At 61.5% G+C, this 17,864-nt stretch carries 15 protein-coding genes and 1 tRNA gene; 3 read left to right on the top strand and 13 right to left on the bottom strand.

Annotation, left to right across the window (positions count from 1 at the left end):
* Positions 1 to 27 precede the first annotated feature (27 nt).
* From BUB29_RS02855 to BUB29_RS02815, 9 genes are all read right to left on the bottom strand, one after another.
* A complete protein-coding gene (locus tag BUB29_RS02855) occupies positions 28 to 1,188 on the bottom strand; it encodes a histidinol-phosphate transaminase (RefSeq protein ID WP_033521941.1) in 1,161 nt (386 codons plus the stop codon).
* A complete protein-coding gene (hisD, locus tag BUB29_RS02850) occupies positions 1,185 to 2,582 on the bottom strand; it encodes a histidinol dehydrogenase (protein ID WP_033521943.1) in 1,398 nt (465 codons plus the stop codon). Before hisD ends, BUB29_RS02855 begins: the two co-directional genes overlap by 4 nt.
* A gap of 287 nt (positions 2,583 to 2,869) precedes the next feature.
* Positions 2,870 to 3,256: a DUF4186 domain-containing protein gene (locus BUB29_RS02845; protein ID WP_033521945.1), complete on the bottom strand. Its 387-nt coding sequence runs from the start codon at positions 3,254 to 3,256 to the stop codon at positions 2,870 to 2,872.
* A 189-nt stretch (positions 3,257 to 3,445) separates the two neighbouring features.
* Entirely contained in the window at positions 3,446 to 4,645 is a 1,200-nt protein-coding gene (tuf, locus tag BUB29_RS02840; protein WP_033521947.1) for an elongation factor Tu, read from the bottom strand.
* Positions 4,646 to 4,782: 137 nt separating this feature from the next.
* Positions 4,783 to 6,909 (bottom strand): elongation factor G, encoded by a 2,127-nt coding sequence (gene fusA, locus BUB29_RS02835; RefSeq protein ID WP_033521949.1) that lies wholly within the window; start codon positions 6,907 to 6,909, stop codon positions 4,783 to 4,785.
* Between the two features lie 33 nt (positions 6,910 to 6,942).
* Positions 6,943 to 7,413 carry a 30S ribosomal protein S7 gene (gene rpsG / locus BUB29_RS02830; RefSeq protein ID WP_003825775.1) on the bottom strand — a complete coding sequence of 157 codons (471 nt, stop codon included), beginning with the start codon at positions 7,411 to 7,413 and terminating at the stop codon, positions 6,943 to 6,945.
* A gap of 5 nt (positions 7,414 to 7,418) precedes the next feature.
* Positions 7,419 to 7,790 carry a 30S ribosomal protein S12 gene (gene rpsL / locus BUB29_RS02825; RefSeq protein WP_003825774.1) on the bottom strand — a complete coding sequence of 124 codons (372 nt, stop codon included), beginning with the start codon at positions 7,788 to 7,790 and terminating at the stop codon, positions 7,419 to 7,421.
* Positions 7,791 to 8,391: 601 nt separating this feature from the next.
* Positions 8,392 to 9,258, bottom strand: coding sequence for a D-hexose-6-phosphate mutarotase (locus tag BUB29_RS02820; protein ID WP_033522131.1), 867 nt, complete (start codon positions 9,256 to 9,258; stop codon positions 8,392 to 8,394).
* Between the two features lie 920 nt (positions 9,259 to 10,178).
* Positions 10,179 to 11,216 (bottom strand): bile acid:sodium symporter family protein, encoded by a 1,038-nt coding sequence (locus tag BUB29_RS02815; RefSeq protein WP_033521953.1) that lies wholly within the window; start codon positions 11,214 to 11,216, stop codon positions 10,179 to 10,181.
* 272 nt (positions 11,217 to 11,488) lie between these two features.
* Here BUB29_RS02815 and BUB29_RS02810 point away from each other — a divergent pair.
* Positions 11,489 to 11,564, top strand: a tRNA-His gene (locus BUB29_RS02810).
* 66 nt (positions 11,565 to 11,630) lie between these two features.
* The gene (locus BUB29_RS02805) at positions 11,631 to 12,656 is read left to right on the top strand and encodes a threonine aldolase family protein (protein WP_033521955.1); all 1,026 of its coding nucleotides are present in this window, start codon (positions 11,631 to 11,633) and stop codon (positions 12,654 to 12,656) included.
* Here BUB29_RS02805 and BUB29_RS02800 read toward each other — a convergent pair.
* The 4 genes from BUB29_RS02800 to glmM all read right to left on the bottom strand — a co-directional run bounded on the left by BUB29_RS02800 (position 12,640) and on the right by glmM (position 17,623).
* Positions 12,640 to 13,893, bottom strand: coding sequence for a glycosyltransferase (locus BUB29_RS02800; RefSeq protein ID WP_033521957.1), 1,254 nt, complete (start codon positions 13,891 to 13,893; stop codon positions 12,640 to 12,642). The genes BUB29_RS02805 and BUB29_RS02800 overlap by 17 nt on opposite strands.
* A 195-nt stretch (positions 13,894 to 14,088) precedes the next feature.
* Positions 14,089 to 15,507, bottom strand: a complete 1,419-nt coding sequence (locus tag BUB29_RS02795) for a DNA polymerase III subunit epsilon (RefSeq protein WP_033521960.1) — start codon at positions 15,505 to 15,507, stop codon at positions 14,089 to 14,091.
* 16 nt (positions 15,508 to 15,523) lie between these two features.
* Positions 15,524 to 16,177, bottom strand: coding sequence for a peptide deformylase (locus BUB29_RS02790; protein WP_033521962.1), 654 nt, complete (start codon positions 16,175 to 16,177; stop codon positions 15,524 to 15,526).
* Between the two features lie 63 nt (positions 16,178 to 16,240).
* A complete protein-coding gene (glmM, locus tag BUB29_RS02785) occupies positions 16,241 to 17,623 on the bottom strand; it encodes a phosphoglucosamine mutase (RefSeq protein WP_033521964.1) in 1,383 nt (460 codons plus the stop codon).
* On the opposite strand from glmM, the gene BUB29_RS09640 reads away from it, so the two are divergent.
* Entirely contained in the window at positions 17,622 to 17,807 is a 186-nt protein-coding gene (locus tag BUB29_RS09640; RefSeq protein ID WP_143155131.1) for a hypothetical protein, read from the top strand. The genes glmM and BUB29_RS09640 overlap by 2 nt on opposite strands.
* Positions 17,808 to 17,864: the final 57 nt, after the last annotated feature.

The raw sequence follows: 17,864 nt of genomic DNA, 5'->3' as shown, positions 1-17,864 counted from the left end.
TCTCCCCCCACGCCCCGCACTGGTCATCTACTCCGCTTCCACTATACGCAGCACTTCGGTGAGTGCCGTACGGAACCGTTCCATCTCCTCGTCGGTGCCCATGCACACGCGAAGCCAGCCGTCGGGGCCAACCACGCGGATCAGCACGCCCCTCTTGAGCAGCTCGTCGAAGATCTCGTCGCGCTTGTCGAAGGAACCGCCGAACAGCAGGAAGTTCGACTCGGATTCGGCCACATCGAGCGGCCTGCCCTTGTAGGTTTGGGTTTTCAGCCACTGCGCGGTGGCCTCGCGGGTCAGACGCAGATGCTCCACACGGCTCAGCTGCTCGTCGGTGTGTTCGAAGGCCGCCAGTGCGGCAGCCTGGGTGACGGCGCTCAGATGGTAGGGCATGCGAACGATGCGCATGCAGTCGATGATGCCCTTGGAGGCCGCGAGATATCCGACGCGTGCACCGGCGAAGGCGAAGGCCTTGCTCATGGTGCGCGACACCGCCAGATTCGCGTGATCGGCGATCAGGGTGACCGCGCTGGGGGTGCCGGGGTTACGGAACTCCACGTAGGCTTCGTCGATGACGACGATGGGATGCACACCTTCGGCGGCGCCCGCCACTTCGGCGGATTCGCACACGTCAAGCACACGTTCCACATCGGCCAGCGGCAGCGGGGTGCCCGTGGGGTTGTTCGGGCTGGTGAGCAGCACCATGGACGGCTTGACCGTCTTGATCTGCTCGATCAGCGCGTCGACGTCCAGCGTGAAGTCGGCGTTGCGATGCGCCAGCTTCCAACCGGTGAACGTGTCGCGGGCGTACTCCGGGTACATGGAGTACGTCGGATCGGCGCCGAGCGCCACGCGGCCCGGGCCACCGAACGCCTGGAACAGCTGCAGCATGATCTCGTTGGAACCGTTCGCACCCCACAGTTCGTTGACGCTCAGACGCACGCCGGATTCACGATCCAGATAGTCGCTGAACGCCTGACGCAGTTCGACATGCTCACGATCCGGGTAACGGTTCAGCGTGGGCGCGATGTCCAGCACGCGCTTGGCGATGGCCTCACATACGGCCTGATCGGGCGCATACGGGTTCTCGTTCACATTGAGGCACACCGGCACGTCAAGTTGCGGGGCGCCGTACGGCTCCTCGCCGATCAGATCATTGCGCAGCGGCAGATTCGCGGGAATGGAGCTCATCGCAGACCGGCCTTCTTCTCCTGCTCGACGATGGTCGCCTTATCGTACGGATCGTCGATGAAACGGCTGAGCACGCATTCGCCGTGTGCGGGCAGATCCTCGGAGACGGCGAAAGCGTTGATGCGTGCGGCGATGGCCTTCAGACCCTGTTCGTCGTATTCGATGACCTCGACGGGCTTCATGAAGGTGTGCACGCCAAGGCCTGCGGCGAAACGTGCGGTGCCGCCGGTGGGCAGCACATGGTTCGAGCCGGACATGTAATCGCCCAGCGGGACCGGGGAGTACGGGCCGCGGAAGATGGCGCCCGCGTTCTTGATGCGCGGCACCACGGCGTCGGCGTCGGCGGTCTGGATTTCCAGATGCTCGGCGGCGTAGGCGTTGGCCGCGTCGATGGACTGGTCAAGGTCGTCGGTCAGCACAATGGCGGACTGGGTGCCGGACAGGCTGGTGTGCACGCGTTCCGCATGCTCGGTGCGGGGCACGCGGTAGTTCAGGTTCTCCTGAACCTTCTCGGCGATGTCGGTGGAGTCGGTGAACAGCACGGAACCGGCGAGCTCGTCGTGCTCGGCCTGACCGATGAGATCGGCGGCCAGCAGGCTCGGGTTGGCGGTCTTGTCGGCGATGATGCCGATTTCGGTCGGTCCGGCGACGGCGTCGATGCCGACGAAGCCGGAGACGAGGGACTTGGCGGTGGCCACGAAGATGTTGCCCGGGCCGGTGATCTTGTCGACCGGATCGCACAGGATCTCGCCGTCCTGCGGTTCGCTGCCCTTGGCACCGTAGGCGAACATGGCGATGGCCTGGGCGCCGCCCACGGCGTACACCTCTTCGACGCCAAGGATCGCGCAGGTGGCGAGGATGGTCTTGTTCGGCAGACCGTCCGGATCCCCCTTGCTCGGCGGGGTCGCGATGGCGAGCGATTCGACGCCGGCGGCCTGGGCGGGAACGGTGTTCATGATCACGGAGGACGGGTACACGGCCTTACCGCCAGGCACGTACAGGCCGACACGCTGAATCGGAATCCAACGCTCGGCGACGCGGGCGCCATCGGCCAGATCGGTGTGGAAGTCATGCGGCACCTGGCTCTTCGCCACGGCGCGGGCGCGATGCACGGATTCCTCGATGGCCGCACGCACTTCAGGATCAAGGGTTTCGAGCGCGTTCTTCATCGCCTCGACGGGAACACGCAGATTGGTCGGACGCACGCCGTCGAACTTCTCGCCGAAATCACGCAGCGCAGCGGCTCCGCGCGCCTTCACGTCCTCGAGAATCGGACGCACCAGATCGGTGGCTTCGGAAGTGCCCATCTCGGCACGCGGCATGGCGGCCAGCAGCTCGGCACGGGAGAGGTTCTTGCCCCTGAGATCAATGATTCGCATAATGTTTTCGCTCATAGCTTCCCAGTGTAAGTTCTCTTCGTGACGGAAAACGTCATAATTCCGCCAAAACCCAAATCGTGAGACAGAAGCCCCTCCCCCGCCGCATCCATCGGTTCGCCCGTTGGAACGCCGCGGAAGCAAGCTGCCCGCAGATCGTATGTTCCGTCTCTCCGTACCATTGTTCAGAAACGTCATCGTGCCCGTTCCGCATATTCCGGATGGTTCGGATACTTCAGGTGGATCGCCCATCCAAGTGCCTTGGGCATCCTATGACAAGGCATGGCATATGTTGAGCGGAACGTCTACGCCGCGGGATGCCATGTCAAGTCTCGTTCGATCCACGCCATGACCAGATCGGCGAGCCGGCGGATCTCCTCATCGGTCAGTTCCCGGCCTTGCGGGATATGATGCCATTTCTCGATGCACCCACGGCAGCAGGTCGCGGTGGCATGCTGCGCGGTGAACACCGGATGCCCACGCCATGGTGTCTGCTTGCCGTCCTTCAACGGGTGGGCATCCCCCACCCTCGACCGAAGCAATTCGCAGGCGTGCCGGTCGATGGTCGCCTTGCCCTTGGCCCGCGCATACGCACGGTCCTTGTCCGAAAGCACGAATTTGGACCGGAACCTCGAATACGACAGCCGGCGCATCGTATCCTCGATCCACACCGCCTCGTCCCTATCCATCATGCAGATTCCTTCTTCCTCTTCCATTATGCGCCCATTACGCACCCATTGTGCACTCAAACCGCCCTCCGGTCGGGCACGGCCGAACAATAGGCTCACGCCTCCGGAAAACGGAAGAACCCCCTCGGAATATTCCAAGGGGGTTCTTCGGAACGCTAGTTCACAGCGTGTCGATCATCGCTGAAGCAATTATCAGGCGAGGATCTTGGTGACACGGCCGGAGCCGACGGTGTGGCCGCCTTCACGCACAGCGAAGGTCAGGCCTTCCTCCATAGCGATGGGCTGGATCAGCTCAACGGTGAAGGTGGCGTGATCGCCAGGCTGAACCATCTCGACGCCTTCCGGCAGCTCGATGACGCCGGTGACGTCGGTGGTGCGGAAGTAGAACTGCGGACGGTAGTTGGAGAAGAACGGCGAGTGACGGCCGCCTTCGTCCTTGGTCAGCACGTAGACTTCGCCCTCGAACTTGGTGTGCGGGGTGACGGAGCCCGGAGCGGCCACAACCTGGCCACGCTCGACGTCGGTACGGTTGATGCCGCGGAGCAGCAGACCGGTGTTATCGCCAGCCTCGCACTCATCCATCTGCTTGTGGAAGGTCTCGATGGAGGTGACGGTGGTGGACTGGGTCGGGCGGATGCCGACGATCTCAACGTTGGTGTTGATCGGCAGCTTACCACGCTCAACACGACCGGTAACCACAGTGCCACGGCCGGAGATGGTGAACACATCTTCGATCGGCATCAGGAACGGCTTGTCGAGATCGTGGACCGGGGTCGGGATGTACTCGTCGACGGCCTTCATGAGTTCCTTGACGGACTCAACCCACTTCTCGTGATCCGGAGCGTCATCGTGCAGCGCGCCGTAAGCGGAGGTGTGGATGACCGGGCAATCGCGGTCGAAGCCGTTCTCGTCGAGGAGGTCACGGACCTCTTCTTCAACGAGCTCGATGAGCTCGTCGTCCTCGACCATATCGCACTTGTTCAGGGCGACGAGGATACGCGGAACGCCAACCTGGCGAGCGAGCAGAACATGCTCGCGGGTCTGGGCCATCGGGCCGTCGGTAGCGGCGACCACGAGGATAGCGCCATCCATCTGGGCAGCGCCGGTGATCATGTTCTTCACGAAGTCGGCGTGGCCCGGGCAGTCCACGTGAGCGTAGTGACGCTCAGCGGTCTGGTATTCGATGTGGGCGATGTTGATGGTGATACCACGCTGCTGCTCTTCCGGAGCGGCGTCGATCTGGCTGAAGTCGTACTCCGGGTTGAGATCCGGGAACTCTTCGTGCAGAACCTTAGAAATGGCGGCGGTCAGGGTAGTCTTACCGTGATCGACGTGGCCAATGGTACCGATGTTAACGTGCGGCTTAGTACGCTCGTACTTTTCCTTTGCCATTACTTTGTCCTCCTGGACGTTTCGTAGGTTTACTGGGTTTCTGGGTTGTGCCACATTGATGAGCCAGAACCCAGTCAGCGATACACGATACTACCGCTGACTGGAGACTGACGCCACCTCACGCGTGGCAACGTGTGTCACTCGCCGCGCTGAGCCTTGATAATCTCTTCGGAGACGCTCTTCGGCACCTCAGCGTAGGAGTCCATCTGCATGGTGAACATAGCGCGGCCCTGGGTCTTGGAACGCAGGTCGCCGATGTAGCCGAACATCTCGGACAGCGGGACCTTGGCGTCGATGACCTTGACGCCGGTGGCATCGGACATCTGGGAGATGCTGCCACGACGCTGGTTCAGATCGCCAATGACTTCGCCCATGTACTCTTCCGGAGTACGGACTTCGACGGCCATGATCGGCTCGAGGATGACCGGCTTGGCCTTCGGAGCGGCTTCCTTGAAGCACATGGAGCCAGCGAGCTTGAAGGCCATTTCGGAGGAATCGACCGGGTGCATCTGGCCGTCGGTGACGGTGGCCTTGACGCCCACAACCGGGAAGCCGGCGAGAATACCGGATTCCATGGCTTCCTTGACGCCAGCCTCGATGGACGGGATGAATTCCTGGGAGATGTGGCCACCGGTGACGGCGTTCTCGAACTCGAAGGTCTTGCCTTCGGTGGTCTCGAGCGGCTCGAAGTTCATCAGGACCTTTGCGAACTGGCCGGAACCACCGGTCTGCTTCTTGTGGGTGTAGCCCTGGTCCATGACGGCCTTGCGGATGGTCTCGCGGTAGGCAACCTGCGGCTTGCCCTGGTTGCATTCCACCTTGAACTCACGACGCATACGGTCGACGATGATGTCGAGCTGGAGCTCGCCCATGCCTGCGATCAGGGTCTGGCCGGATTCTTCGTCGGTGGTGACCTGGAAGGTCGGATCCTCTTCGGAGAGCTTCGCCAGAGCGATGCCCATCTTCTCCTGATCGGCCTTGGTCTTCGGCTCCACGGCGACCTGGATCACCGGATCCGGGAAGGTCATGGAGTTCAGGGAGATCGGAGCGTCGAGGGCGCACAGGGTGTCGCCGGTGGTGACGTTCTTCAGACCCACGAAGGTGTAGATGTTACCGGCCGAAGCCTCATCCACCGGGTTCTCCTTGTCGGCGTGCATCTGGAAGATCTTGCCGACGCGTTCCTTCTTGCCACGGGTGGAGTCGAGCACGGAATCGCCCTGCTTGACGGCACCGGAGTAGACACGCACGAACACGAGCTTGCCGTAGAACGGGTGGGTGGAGATCTTGAAGACCAGAGCCGAGAACGGATCGGACTTCAGCGGCTTGCGGTCGATTTCGATGGATTCATCCTGCGGGTCGTAACCCTGGATGGCCGGCACGTCCTCCGGGCTCGGCAGGTAGTCAACCACACCGTCGAGCATCGGCTGAACGCCCTTATCCTTGAACGCGGAACCGCAGAAGACCGGGAAGGCTTCCTTGTTGATGGTCAGCTTGCGAACAGCGGCGCGGATTTCTTCCTTAGTGATTTCCTCGCCACCGAAGAACTTCTCCATCAGGGCGTCATCGGTTTCGGCAACGGCCTCGACGAGGGCGTTGTGGTATTCCTCGGCCTTGTCCTTCAGATCGTCCGGGATCTCGGTGGTGTCGTACTTGGCGCCGAGCTCCTCAGTGCCGTTCCAGATGTAAGCCTGCATCTCGACCAGGTCGACGACGCCGGTGAAGTCGTTCTCGGCGCCGATCGGCAGCTGCATCACAAGCGGGGTCGCGCCCAGCTTGTCCTTGATGGTGTCGACGGAGTAGTAGAAGTTCGCGCCCAGCTTATCCATCTTGTTGATGAAGCAGATACGCGGAACGCCGTACTTATCGGCCTGACGCCACACGGTTTCGGACTGCGGCTCCACACCTTCCTTGCCGTCGAACACGGCAACGGCACCATCGAGCACGCGCAGGGAGCGCTCCACCTCGGCGGTGAAGTCCACGTGGCCCGGGGTGTCGATGATGTTGATCTGGAACTTGTCCTTGGTGTCGTGGGACTGGCGGTGCCAGAAGCAGGTGGTAGCGGCGGACTGGATGGTGATACCACGCTCCTGCTCCTGCTCCATGAAGTCCATGGTGGAAGCACCGTCGTGGGTCTCGCCGATCTTGTAGTTCTTGCCGGTGTAGAACAGAATACGCTCGGTAGTGGTGGTCTTACCGGCATCGATGTGAGCCATGATGCCGATGTTGCGGACGTGATGAAGGTCCGAAAGCACCTCTTCAGCCATTTTTAATCCTTAACTTTCTAAAGGTCCGAGTGATTACCAGCGGTAGTGGGCGAAGGCCTTGTTGGCCTCGGCCATCTTGTGGGTGTCCTCGCGACGCTTCACGGAAGCGCCCAGACCGTTGGAGGCGTCGAGAATCTCGTTGGCGAGACGCTCGGCCATGGTCTTCTCGCGACGGGCGCGGGAGAAGTCGGTCAGCCAGCGCAGGGACAGAGTGTTCGCACGGGCGGGCTTCACCTCGACCGGCACCTGGTAGGTGGCACCACCGACACGGCGGGAGCGGACCTCGAGGGACGGACGGATGTTGTCGAGGGCGCGCTTCAGCACGGCCACGGGCTCCTGCTCGGTCTTTTCCTTGACCATATCGAGCGCGGAGTACACGATGTCCTCAGCGATCGACTTCTTGCCGTCGAGGAGGATCTTGTTGATGAGCTGTGCCACAACGGTGGAGCCGTAAATCGGATCCGGCAGCAGCTGATGCTTCTTGGAAGGTCCTTTACGTGACATATCTCTTACTTCGCCTTCTTTGCTCCGTACAGGGAACGACCCTGCTTGCGGTCCTTAACGCCCTGGGTATCGAGGGCACCACGCACGATGTGGTAACGCACACCCGGCAGATCCTTCACACGGCCGCCGCGCACGAGCACGATGGAGTGCTCCTGCAGGTTGTGGCCCTCACCCGGGATGTAAGCAGTGACTTCGATGCCAGAGGAAAGACGCACACGGGCGACCTTACGCAGAGCGGAGTTCGGCTTCTTCGGGGTGGTGGTGTAGACACGGGTGCACACGCCGCGACGCAGCGGGCTGCCCTTCAGCGCCAAAGTCTTGGACTTCTTCGGCTTCGGCGAGCGTCCCTTACGGACGAGCTGTTCAATAGTAGGCAACTTGAATTCTCCGATTCAGTGGTTCTTCTTACCTGTGAGGCCGCCGCACTGCAACCACACTCTCCCATTCACACGGGCGAACCCGAATCGGAAAGATAGCCACTGTTCACCGGCCCGATGACCCGCTCCTCTCTCGCCGCCGCATTACTGCGCGCGATCCATGCGATTCGCGGGATATCCCAACCGACTTGCCTGTTACATAAGGCCTGCCGTTGGCACACACGAATTATCAGTATACGGCAGGGTGCGACAATGCTTTCCATCGTCGTGTCGCGGACGATTTTTGGGGAGGGCTCAGCGTATGCAGCCGGCGACGCCACCACCAACTGGCTGCGCTCGGAACCGCTCAGCGTAGACAGACGGAAATGGGCCCGCCAAACGGCTGCGCTCAGAGCCGCTCAGCGTAGACAAACGACGGAAGCATCACCAACTGACTACGCTGAAAGCCCGCCAACGTAGCAAGATGGAAATGAGTTCGCCGAACAGCTACACTCAGAGCCGCTCAGCATAGCCAGACGGAGACGAAACCACCAAGTCGCTACGCCCAGGGCATGGACGCACGACTTCATAGATGCGCGAGATGCGGATTTACGGGTTGGGGCTAGCGTTCGACGGAAATGGTTTGGGAAAGCGTGTGGAATTCACCCGGATCCACGGTGATGGCGCCGTCACGGTTCGCAACGGCTTCGACGCAGACGAAACGACGCCACTCCCCCTTGCTCAGATCACCCATCGCATTGCCGTTGCGTTCACCCGGATTCCGCACCACGGTCTGCGGCGCACCTTGTTTGGCGATGACGATGGTGCGGCCCAACGCATCATCACGCAGACGAAGGGTGTCCGTCGAATAGTAGATGCGATCAACCAGACCGGAGAAGGCGACCGCCTCATTCCCCTGAACAACAATCGGATCGTCCTCCAACGTGGTATCGACGTAACGCGCACCCTCCAATCCCAGCACTTTGGCGCAATCGACATCGCCGACATGCAGATAGGTATGCAACGCCGCCTCATAGGCAAACGGCACGTTACCCACATTGCATACGGTCAACGCCATGGTGAGGGACTCGCCGATTTCGATGTCGTAGATGGCATGGAATCGCGGAATGCCGCCAAAACCGAACTGCGCGAGGACGGTATCATCGATCGCCTCGTCGGATAGCATGTAGCGCAGATGCCCCTCGTTTGACGCCCGCTCGTCGAATTCCCAAAAACTTACACGTCCGAATCCATGCTTCGGTTTTTTGGATGTGACCCTGCCATTCTCGAAACCGAAGTTGAACCAGGGGAAGATGATCGGCACGCCGCCGCGTATGGCTTTACCTTCGTTCAGATGGACGACTGACGGGCACCATACGACCGCGCTTTCCCCACGCGGAGCCCAAGTAAGCACATGGGCGCCGTAATCACTGACCATAGCCGATGCGGTATCGACATTGATATTCCTAATCACCATTTCATTAGACATATGCATATTATATGTCTAAACACCATCGCGGCACCCCGAATGGGGAATGGCGATCGCACCCCGCCAGCGTAGACAGGCGACAAAGACTTCGCCAAATAGATGCACTGGGAACTCGTCAGCGCAGACAAACGGAGACAATACCGCCAGACGGCTACGCTGAAGCCCCGTCAGCGTAGAGAGACAGAGAAAATGCCGCCAAACGGCTACGCTGAGAGCCCCTCAGCGCAGACAAATGGGGAACCCGTCCCCAAACAACCACGCTGAGGCCCCGTCAGCGTAGAGAGACAGAGAAAATGCCGCCAAATCGCTACGCCCCAAGCATCCACCAGTGCAGGCAGAGAGAGGGAAGCTCGTCATACAGCTACATCTAATACACCTAAGGGTCAAACTCAAGGGTCAAACTCGAAAGCATCGTGCCAAACACAAAAGAGCGGCCCCGGCGATAACCTTCGCCGGGGCCGCTGCCTCTGCTTTCAGCTTCTCATTCCCAGCCGCCATGCCACCTTGCATGCGCCAGGAACCAATCACCTCGTTCCCGACGGCCCCGGCATCCCTGCCGGCTTTCCCTCGCCGCCGTTCCAATCCTGCAATCTTCAATTATTTTGAAGGCGTTGCGCTTGCACCTCACGGCCTTGGCGCTTCGTTGCGATCTGACGAATCCTCGACCAGTCAGCAACTCCGGCCTTCAGTTACAGTATACACCGTATCGAACATGAGACACGGCGTAAAAACATTCAGAATACCAGTAATTTCAATGCTTTGAGCACGTCAAACAAAATGAACAGAATCGAACAAATCGCCGCTCACAGCCGCCAGAAACGAACAGCCTCTGAGCTGTTTCGCACAGTTCAGAGGCTGTTTGCAAATCCAGCCGCGCATATCACGCGTCAGCCACGCATATCACGCGACCGGTCACGTCATCAGGCCTGAGCCGAAGCCGGCTTCTTGGCATCCACGGACGCGGAGCCCTTCTCGCCGTTGTCGGAATCAGGATGGATCTGATGCTTGTCGTCATGGCCACGCCACCAGCTGGACAGCACGGAGCCGGAGATGTTATGCCACACGCTGAAGAAGGTGGACGGCACCGCGGCCAGCGGATTGGAGGCGAAGGACGTCAAGGCCAGCGTGGCGCCGAGCGCGGAATCCTGCATACCCACTTCGAAGGTGATGGCCTTCTGCTGCGCATACCGGAATCCCTTCGGATACACCTTGTACATGAGCTTGGAGAAACCGAAGCCAAGCGCGTAACCGCACAGATTATGCAGGATGACCACCGGAATGGCCAGCAGGGAGGAAGCCACGAACAGCTTCGGACCATTGGCCGCGACCACCACACCGATGATCAGCAGGATGGCCACCTGGGAAACGATGGGCAGCGCCACGGTGACCTTCTCGATCTTCTCCTTGAAGATGGCATGGCAAGCCACGCCAAGCGCGATCGGGAACAGCACCACCTTGACGGCGTTGAGGAACAGCGACTGCGTCGGCACCGTCACATATTGGGACGCAAGCCACTGCATCAGCAGCGGGATCATGAACGGCGCGCACAGCGTGGACAGGATGCCGATCGATACGTCCAGCGCCACGTCGCCGCGGCTCAGATAACTCATCACATTGGAGGACGTGCCGGACGGGCAGCATCCGACCAGGATCACACCGACGGCGAGCGCACCGTCAAGACGGAAGATCCAGCACAGCAACACCGCCACCAACGGCATGATCACGAAATGAGCCACGGTTCCGACGATCACCATCAGCGGTTGGGTGAGGATGCGCTTGAAATCATCGAGCGTCAGCGTCAGGCCCATGCCGAACAGCACGATACCCAGAAAATATCCGGTATAGGATTTGCCCCACAGGCTGGCCTGCGGCACGAAATAGTTGAACACGGCCCACGCGATCACGATCGCGGTGAACCATTTGGTAAGCCACTCCCCAAAGGCTTTGACCTTTTCCATTGTTGACTTCTATCCTTCTCTCATTGCTTTACGCCAAGCATTGTCGCCAATTCCCGGCATACGCTGTTCCGCGAACAGTTTCGCCCCAAAAAATAGGCATCTCGCATCCGCATAACCACGCATCAATCACATTTCGAACATGATCCGACAGACATCGACCAACCGCGCGGCCGATAAAAAACACGCCGCAACACGCCGATGCGTGCGAAGCGCAAAAATCGTGTATAGTAATCACTCGTTGTGCGAAACGGTTCGCCGTTCACATGAACATGGTGGATATAGCTCAGTTGGTAGAGCATCTGATTGTGGTTCAGAAGGTCGCGCGTTCGAGCCGCGTTATCCACCCCACTGAAACCCTTCCCTCGGGAAGGGTTTTTTCGTATCCAAAGCATGTCCGAACCAAAAGGAGAACCGATGCTGCACTTCGAAAACGACTATTCCAGGGCCGCGCACCCCGCCGTGCTCGAGGCTTTGGCCGCCATCAGCGACACCCCCTACCCCGGTTATGGCAGCGACGAGGTGTGCGACCACGCCAAGGAGCGCATCCGCAAGGCCTGCGGCAAGCCGGATGCGGACATCTGGTTCCTGGTGGGCGGCACGCAGACCAATCAGGTGGTCATCGACGCCATCACTCCCCCGTATGCGGGCGTGGTCACCGTGGAATCCGGCCATCCGAACGTGCATGAGGCGGGCGCCATCGAATACTCTGGGCACAAGGTGCTCACCATCCCCCAGCACGATGGCCTGATGGACGCCGACGAACTGGATGAGTTCTGCGCCACCTTCTACGCGGACGGCAACTACGAGCACATGGTGTTCCCCGGATGCGTGTACGTGTCGCAGTCCAGCGAATACGGGACCGTGTACACCAAGGAGCATCTGCGTCGCATCGCGGACGTGGCGCACAAGTACGATATGCCGTTGTTCGTGGACGGTGCGCGCCTCGGCTACGCGCTCACCTCTTCCGCCTGCGACATGACGCTGCGCGACCTGGCCGAGATCGCGGACGTGTTCTACATCGGCGGCACCAAGGTGGGGGCCATGTTCGGCGAGGCCGTGGTGTTCACGAACCGCAAGGCGCCGAAGCATTTCCTGACTGTGATCAAGCAGCATGGCGCACTGTTGGCGAAAGGGTTCCTGCTTGGCGTGCAGTTCGACGCGCTGTTCACCGACGACCTGTACTTCCGTATCGCCCGCAACGCCAACGAGGCCGCGGACCGTATCCGCGAAGCGCTGCGCGACAAGGGTTACACGCTGACCCTCGACGCTCCGACCAATCAGATCTTCGTCACGCTCGACGAGCCGACCCACGCACGTTTGGAGGAGCATGTGCTGCTCGGCTTCATGGAGAAGGCGGACGACACGCATACCGTGATGCGCATCTGCACAAGCTGGGCCACCACGCGCGAGGAGACCGACCGGCTCATCGATCTGCTATAGCCTCGCGTTCCATGGCCACGAAGGCCCTGACGCTCGATTCCACGGAATACCGTTCCTTGGTGTGCCGCGCGTAACGCTGACTCCACACGGCACGCTCCTCCGGGTGTTCGATCCACCAGTCGATGCGTTGCGCGAGCGCGGCCGGGTCGCGCACGGGGAACGTGGATTGCGGAAGTAGCGCGAAATGACTGGCTGCGGACAGGTCGGATACCGCGATCACCGGAGCCAGCCCGCACGCCATCGCTTCGATGACGCTGATGGATTCGATATCCGCGATGGAGCAGTGCACGAACAGGTCGCCGGAACGAAGGAGTTCCGGCATGTCGGCGTTGCGGCGGAATCCGATGCTCGCGGGACGCTTCAGCCTGCGGTCCGATTGGATGCGCAGATACCGTTTCAGCGGTCCGGCGCCGGCGATGACCAATTCGATTTCGTTGGCGTGCCTGCTGAGCCCGATCGCCTTGATCAGGGTGATGTGATCCTTTTCATGCGTCAGTCTGCCTGATGCGATGATGCGGAACGGCTCGCCGCCCGCGTCCCGCGCACTATCCGCATGCGCTTCTGTACGCGCTCCTGCACATCCTCCTGCATGTCCTTCACCCGTTTCGGCACCTGCCTCGAAACCGCTTTCGGCATCCACGTTCCTCGGCGTGAATTGGGGCGAATACCCGTTCGAGATCACATGCAGTTTCGCACGGTAGCCGTTCTCGCGCAGCAACCGCGCGGTCATGTCGGTGGGCACATGGATGTGGCGGATGCCTTGGTACAGCCAATGGTGGAACAGGCGATAGATCAGATGCGGCAGTCCGGGGATGAACCGCAACAGACCGGCGGAATACAGCACGTTCTCCGGCTGGACGTGATAGCCGGCCGTCACCGGAATGCCCATGCGGCGTGCGACGGCCGCGGCGCGACGGCCGAAGGCGAAGGGCATGTAGATATGCACCACGTCGACGCCGTCGAAAGCGGCTCGGAACAATGCATCGTCCGGTTCGGCGAACTGCATCTGCTGTTTCGCGGCCACCCATGAGACCAGCGGAACATGGTGGATTTTCGCGGCGTATACGGGGGCACCCACGCCCACCAAGCGCACGGTATGCCCCTGCCGTTCAAGTTCCCGCGCCCACTGTAGCGCGGAATTCGATGTACCGTTGCCCTGATTGCCGACCGAATCCACCACCATGGCGATGGTGAGCGGTCTTTCGCCCGGGTCTTCACGCCTCCCGTTGGATTCCATTGCCGCACCTCCATACACGATGGGACGCCATCATCGGCGTCCCATATCATCCCTTGTCTCCATTATCCGAACGGTTGCCATCCGGCGACGTACGCCAGCTGGCGCCCATCGGCTTATGCCCGGACAACTTTATGCCCAAGCAACTCATACCACGACAGCCCGCATCCAAGCAGCCCGCAACCGCCAATCTGCGGGTCAGCTGCGCCTGCCGCACTGCTTGCCGCCCACGCCGGGCCGGCCATCCGCACCCCACGGGCCTTTTCCCTGTTCGCGCAGCCAGTCGAGATGGTGTTTCATCGCCACGAGCATGATGTGCGCGTCCTCGAGCCCGAGATGGCGCTCGCTGCGGTCCGGGGCCAGCGCGCCCTGCCGTTTGGCGTAGGCGTCCAGCGTGTTGTCGCCGTACGGATGGTCGGGTGTCGCCTCGGAACCCGGATCCCATTGCCGGCTCATCGGCATGGTGTCGACGATCACGATGTCGCCGGCACGGTAGGCTTCGGCGTATCCGGCCACGTTCAGCATGAAGAACCCATGTTCGAAAGTGGCGTTATGCGCCACATACGGCTGTTGCATCAACCGTTGCAGCAACCCGGATTGCGCGGCCTGCCATTCGTCGAACAGCCGATGGCCGCTGGCCGGTCCACGGTCGCGGATGTCGATGCCGGTGAGTTTGGCGATGAAGGGGTTGCCGACCCGTGCGCACCTGGCCGTGACGCCGAAGCTCAACCTCGACTGGCCGTAGGCGTCCCCGGCGACGTAGTCCGGTTGCTCGTACGCATAGTCGCCATTCGCGTTGTTCCCGTTATTTCCGCCATTCCCATTGTTCCCGTCTTCGGGGCGCGGCGATGCCAGGTTCATGTATTCGAAGCCCACGTCGATGATGTACGTGCGGGCGGGATCGGTGCCGGTGGTTTCGATGTCGATGCCCATCACCGTGTCGATGTCGCGCCCAGGTAGGTACACGTTACGCCAATCACTCGCGGATTTGCGTGGAGCCGTCTCCTTCGCGACACCGGTCGCGGAACCGCCATCCGTGATGCCGGACAGGCTCGCCTGCGCCATCAGCGACGACGACGCCTCACGCTGGAAGCGTTCGGCCTTACGTCGTTCCGCGCGCGCGTTGAGGATGTCGGCGGTGCGGTCGCGGATGTCGGTGACGTCGATGACGGGCGGAATATGGGCGCCGGGCTCGGGAGCGCCAAGCACCACCGCCGTGCCGCGCCCTTGCCTTTTGCGCGAGACCTTCCACAATCCTTGGGATTCGCCGGCCTTCAGCAGCGTGTCGATCTCGTCGTTCAACCGCCGGTTGGCGTAGGCGAGGGCGCGGGGAAGCCGGTAGGACGTGATGATGCGGTCGAAATCGGTCATGAACGCGGTGTTGCATTGCGCGATGACCGGTTCGAGCCGGTCACGCACGGCATAGTCGGCCTTCAGTGCGTCATGGATCCGTTGCGGATCGGCATGATCGGCATCCTCCTCGCCAAGGCAACCGATGCCCGCGGCGAGGTCGAGCGAATCGATCCATTCCCAATCGACGGCGTTGCCGTCCGCATCCTTGGGCATGGCGAGCCTCCACTGCCCGATATCGCCCTTGGCCTCGTTCTGCCAGCTCATACCGCGCTCCGCCGTCTCACAGGTCGAAACCGAGTTCCTTGGCGGCTTCGGTGGGGACGGGATCCTCACACCAGAAATCCTCCAGGTTCTCGTAGGTGGTCAGCGAACGGATCTCGGCCTTGTCGATGTACAGTTCGCCGCTGAGATGGTCGGTCTCATGCTGGAAGATGCGTGCCGGCCAGCCGTGCATACGCGCCTTATGATGTTCGCCGTTCTCGTCGTCCCATTCGGCGTCGATGTCGAGCCAGCGCTTACGCACCGCCTGATAGCCGTCGAAGCTCAGGCAGCCTTCGTAGAAGCTGCGCGTTTCGGTGCCGACCGGCGTGTAGGAGGGGTTGATGATCACATGGAACGGCAGTTCGCCGATCTCACGCGGATCGTCCTCATCGTCGCGCACATGGTCCTCGAGCACGGCCAGGGCGAGGCCGAGGCCGATCTGCGTGGCGGCCAGTCCCACGCCGGGCGCTTCGAGCATGGTGATACGCATCGCCTCGATGAGCTTGGCCAGCGTGTGCTTGGACAACTGCCCGGTGTAGGCGGCGGTCTGTTGTCTCAGCACCGGCTCGCCGGCCTGGACGATGGGCAGGATATGCTCCTTGCCTCCGGTTTTGATGAGCTGTTCGACGTCGCGGTTGAGTTCGAGGTCGACTTTGCTGTTCTTACCGAACATGGATCTCCTTTGGGCGTTTGACGTTCAGACGTTCAGACTGTTCTGCCGGTTCGACCGGTTTTGCTACAGGGCGAGCTCGTCGGCGACGACCTTCGCGAGGCGCGCGCACACCTCGTCGGCCTGCTGCTGGGTGGCGGCCTCGGCCATCACGCGCACCAGCGGTTCGGTGCCGGAGGGACGCAGCAGCACGCGGCCGGTTTCGCCGAGCATGGCCTCCTCCTTGCGCACGGCTTCCAGCACCACGGGGTTGGTCTTCGACGCGAGCTTGTCGACGTTGGGCACGTTGACGAGGGTCTGGGGCAGTTGCGGGAAGTCGGCGGCGAGTTCCTTGAGGCTCTTGCCGGACTTCACCACCTCGTTGCACAGCGTGAGCGCGGTGAGCGTGCCGTCGCCGGTGGTGGCGAATTCACGGTTGATGACATGGCCGGACTGTTCGCCGCCCAGCGTGTAACCGCCCTTGAGCATCTCCTCGAGCACGTAGCGGTCGCCCACATTGGTCTGCACGGTGGCGATGCCCATGTCCTTCAGCGCGAGCTTCAGGCCGAGGTTGCTCATCACGGTGACGACCAGCGTATCGTGGGCGAGCTTGCCTTCGCGCTTCTTGGCGCGGGCCAGAATGCCCATGATCTGGTCGCCGTTGACCATATTGCCGTCCTCGTCCACGGCCAGGCAGCGGTCGGCGTCGCCATCGAACGCCACGCCCAGGTTGGCGTCGGATGCCTTGACGATGGCCTGCAGCTGTTCGGGGTGCGTGGAACCGGCGTTCTTGTTGATGTTGTAGCCGTCCGGGGACGCGTTGATCACGATGACGTCGGCACCGGCGCGGCGCAGGGCTTCGGGGGCGACGACGGAAGTGGCGCCGTTGGCGCAGTCCGCCACGACCTTGAGCCCCTTCAGCGGGGTGGGCTGCGACTTGTCGGGCTGGACCGGGGCGATCGACGAGACGAGATGGTCGATGTACAGGTTGGTGGCGGTCACGGTGTCGTGGCTGACACGGCCCACGCCGGCACCGGTCGGGCGCTCCCAGTCCTTGCCGAGCACGGCTTCGATCTCATCCTCCTTGCTGTCGGGCAGCTTGAAGCCGCCGCGGGCGAAGAACTTGATGCCGTTGTCGGGCATGGGATTATGGGAGGCGGAGATCACCGCACCCATCTCGACGTTGAGCACGGAGGTCAGGAACGCGACCCCTGGGGTCGGGATGATGCCCGCGTCGATCACGTCAAAGCCGCCGGCGCTCATGCCCGCGGACAGTGCGGATGCGAGGAAATCACCGGAAACACGGGTATCCCTGCCGACCAACGCACGGCGACGGCCTTCCGGCTGATCCCCTCTGTCGCTATCCCCCAGCACACGCACGGCGGCATCGCCCAGATCCAACGCCAGCTGCGCGGTCAAGTCCCTATTCGCCAATCCTCGAACGCCATCGGTTCCAAACATGTTCGGCATGAGTATTCAGTCCTTGCTATCTGAAATTTTCTTTCCGCGCTCTATCGTACTCAACGGTGTTCACCGCCTTGCCATGCCCGGCGCATTTCAGGTTCATTTTCACAATCACATTATGGACGCGCATCGGGTCGCCGCGCCGGTCATCCGCACCGACGACTCCTTAGCTGTATACGCGCGCGAATAGCACGGACGGCGCGAAGCGCAAAACCCGTCCCCACGTAGCGAACTCGGCGGCTTTGCG

This window comes from Bifidobacterium merycicum DSM 6492 (assembly GCF_900129045.1).
GTDB classification, from domain to species: Bacteria; Actinomycetota; Actinomycetes; order Actinomycetales; family Bifidobacteriaceae; genus Bifidobacterium; species Bifidobacterium merycicum.
The sequence above is the reverse complement of the archived record's forward strand: the minus strand, read 5'-3'. Positions and strand labels throughout refer to the sequence as shown.

What these genes read in the sequence shown, in the direction of transcription:
- BUB29_RS02855 (WP_033521941.1), bottom strand. Translation starts at nt 1,188, where the DNA reads ATGAGCTCCATTCCCGCGAATCTGCCGCTGCGCAATGATCTGATCGGC.
- hisD (WP_033521943.1), bottom strand. Translation starts at nt 2,582, where the DNA reads ATGAGCGAAAACATTATGCGAATCATTGATCTCAGGGGCAAGAACCTC.
- BUB29_RS02845 (WP_033521945.1), bottom strand. Translation starts at nt 3,256, where the DNA reads ATGATGGATAGGGACGAGGCGGTGTGGATCGAGGATACGATGCGCCGG.
- tuf (WP_033521947.1), bottom strand. Translation starts at nt 4,645, where the DNA reads ATGGCAAAGGAAAAGTACGAGCGTACTAAGCCGCACGTTAACATCGGT.
- fusA (WP_033521949.1), bottom strand. Translation starts at nt 6,909, where the DNA reads ATGGCTGAAGAGGTGCTTTCGGACCTTCATCACGTCCGCAACATCGGC.
- rpsG (WP_003825775.1), bottom strand. Translation starts at nt 7,413, where the DNA reads ATGTCACGTAAAGGACCTTCCAAGAAGCATCAGCTGCTGCCGGATCCG.
- BUB29_RS02820 (WP_033522131.1), bottom strand. Translation starts at nt 9,258, where the DNA reads ATGTCTAATGAAATGGTGATTAGGAATATCAATGTCGATACCGCATCG.
- BUB29_RS02815 (WP_033521953.1), bottom strand. Translation starts at nt 11,216, where the DNA reads ATGGAAAAGGTCAAAGCCTTTGGGGAGTGGCTTACCAAATGGTTCACC.
- BUB29_RS02805 (WP_033521955.1), top strand. Translation starts at nt 11,631, where the DNA reads ATGCTGCACTTCGAAAACGACTATTCCAGGGCCGCGCACCCCGCCGTG.
- BUB29_RS02800 (WP_033521957.1), bottom strand. Translation starts at nt 13,893, where the DNA reads ATGGAATCCAACGGGAGGCGTGAAGACCCGGGCGAAAGACCGCTCACC.
- BUB29_RS02795 (WP_033521960.1), bottom strand. Translation starts at nt 15,507, where the DNA reads ATGAGCTGGCAGAACGAGGCCAAGGGCGATATCGGGCAGTGGAGGCTC.
- BUB29_RS02790 (WP_033521962.1), bottom strand. Translation starts at nt 16,177, where the DNA reads ATGTTCGGTAAGAACAGCAAAGTCGACCTCGAACTCAACCGCGACGTC.
- BUB29_RS09640 (WP_143155131.1), top strand. Translation starts at nt 17,622, where the DNA reads ATGAGTATTCAGTCCTTGCTATCTGAAATTTTCTTTCCGCGCTCTATC.
- glmM (WP_033521964.1), bottom strand. Translation starts at nt 17,623, where the DNA reads ATGCCGAACATGTTTGGAACCGATGGCGTTCGAGGATTGGCGAATAGG.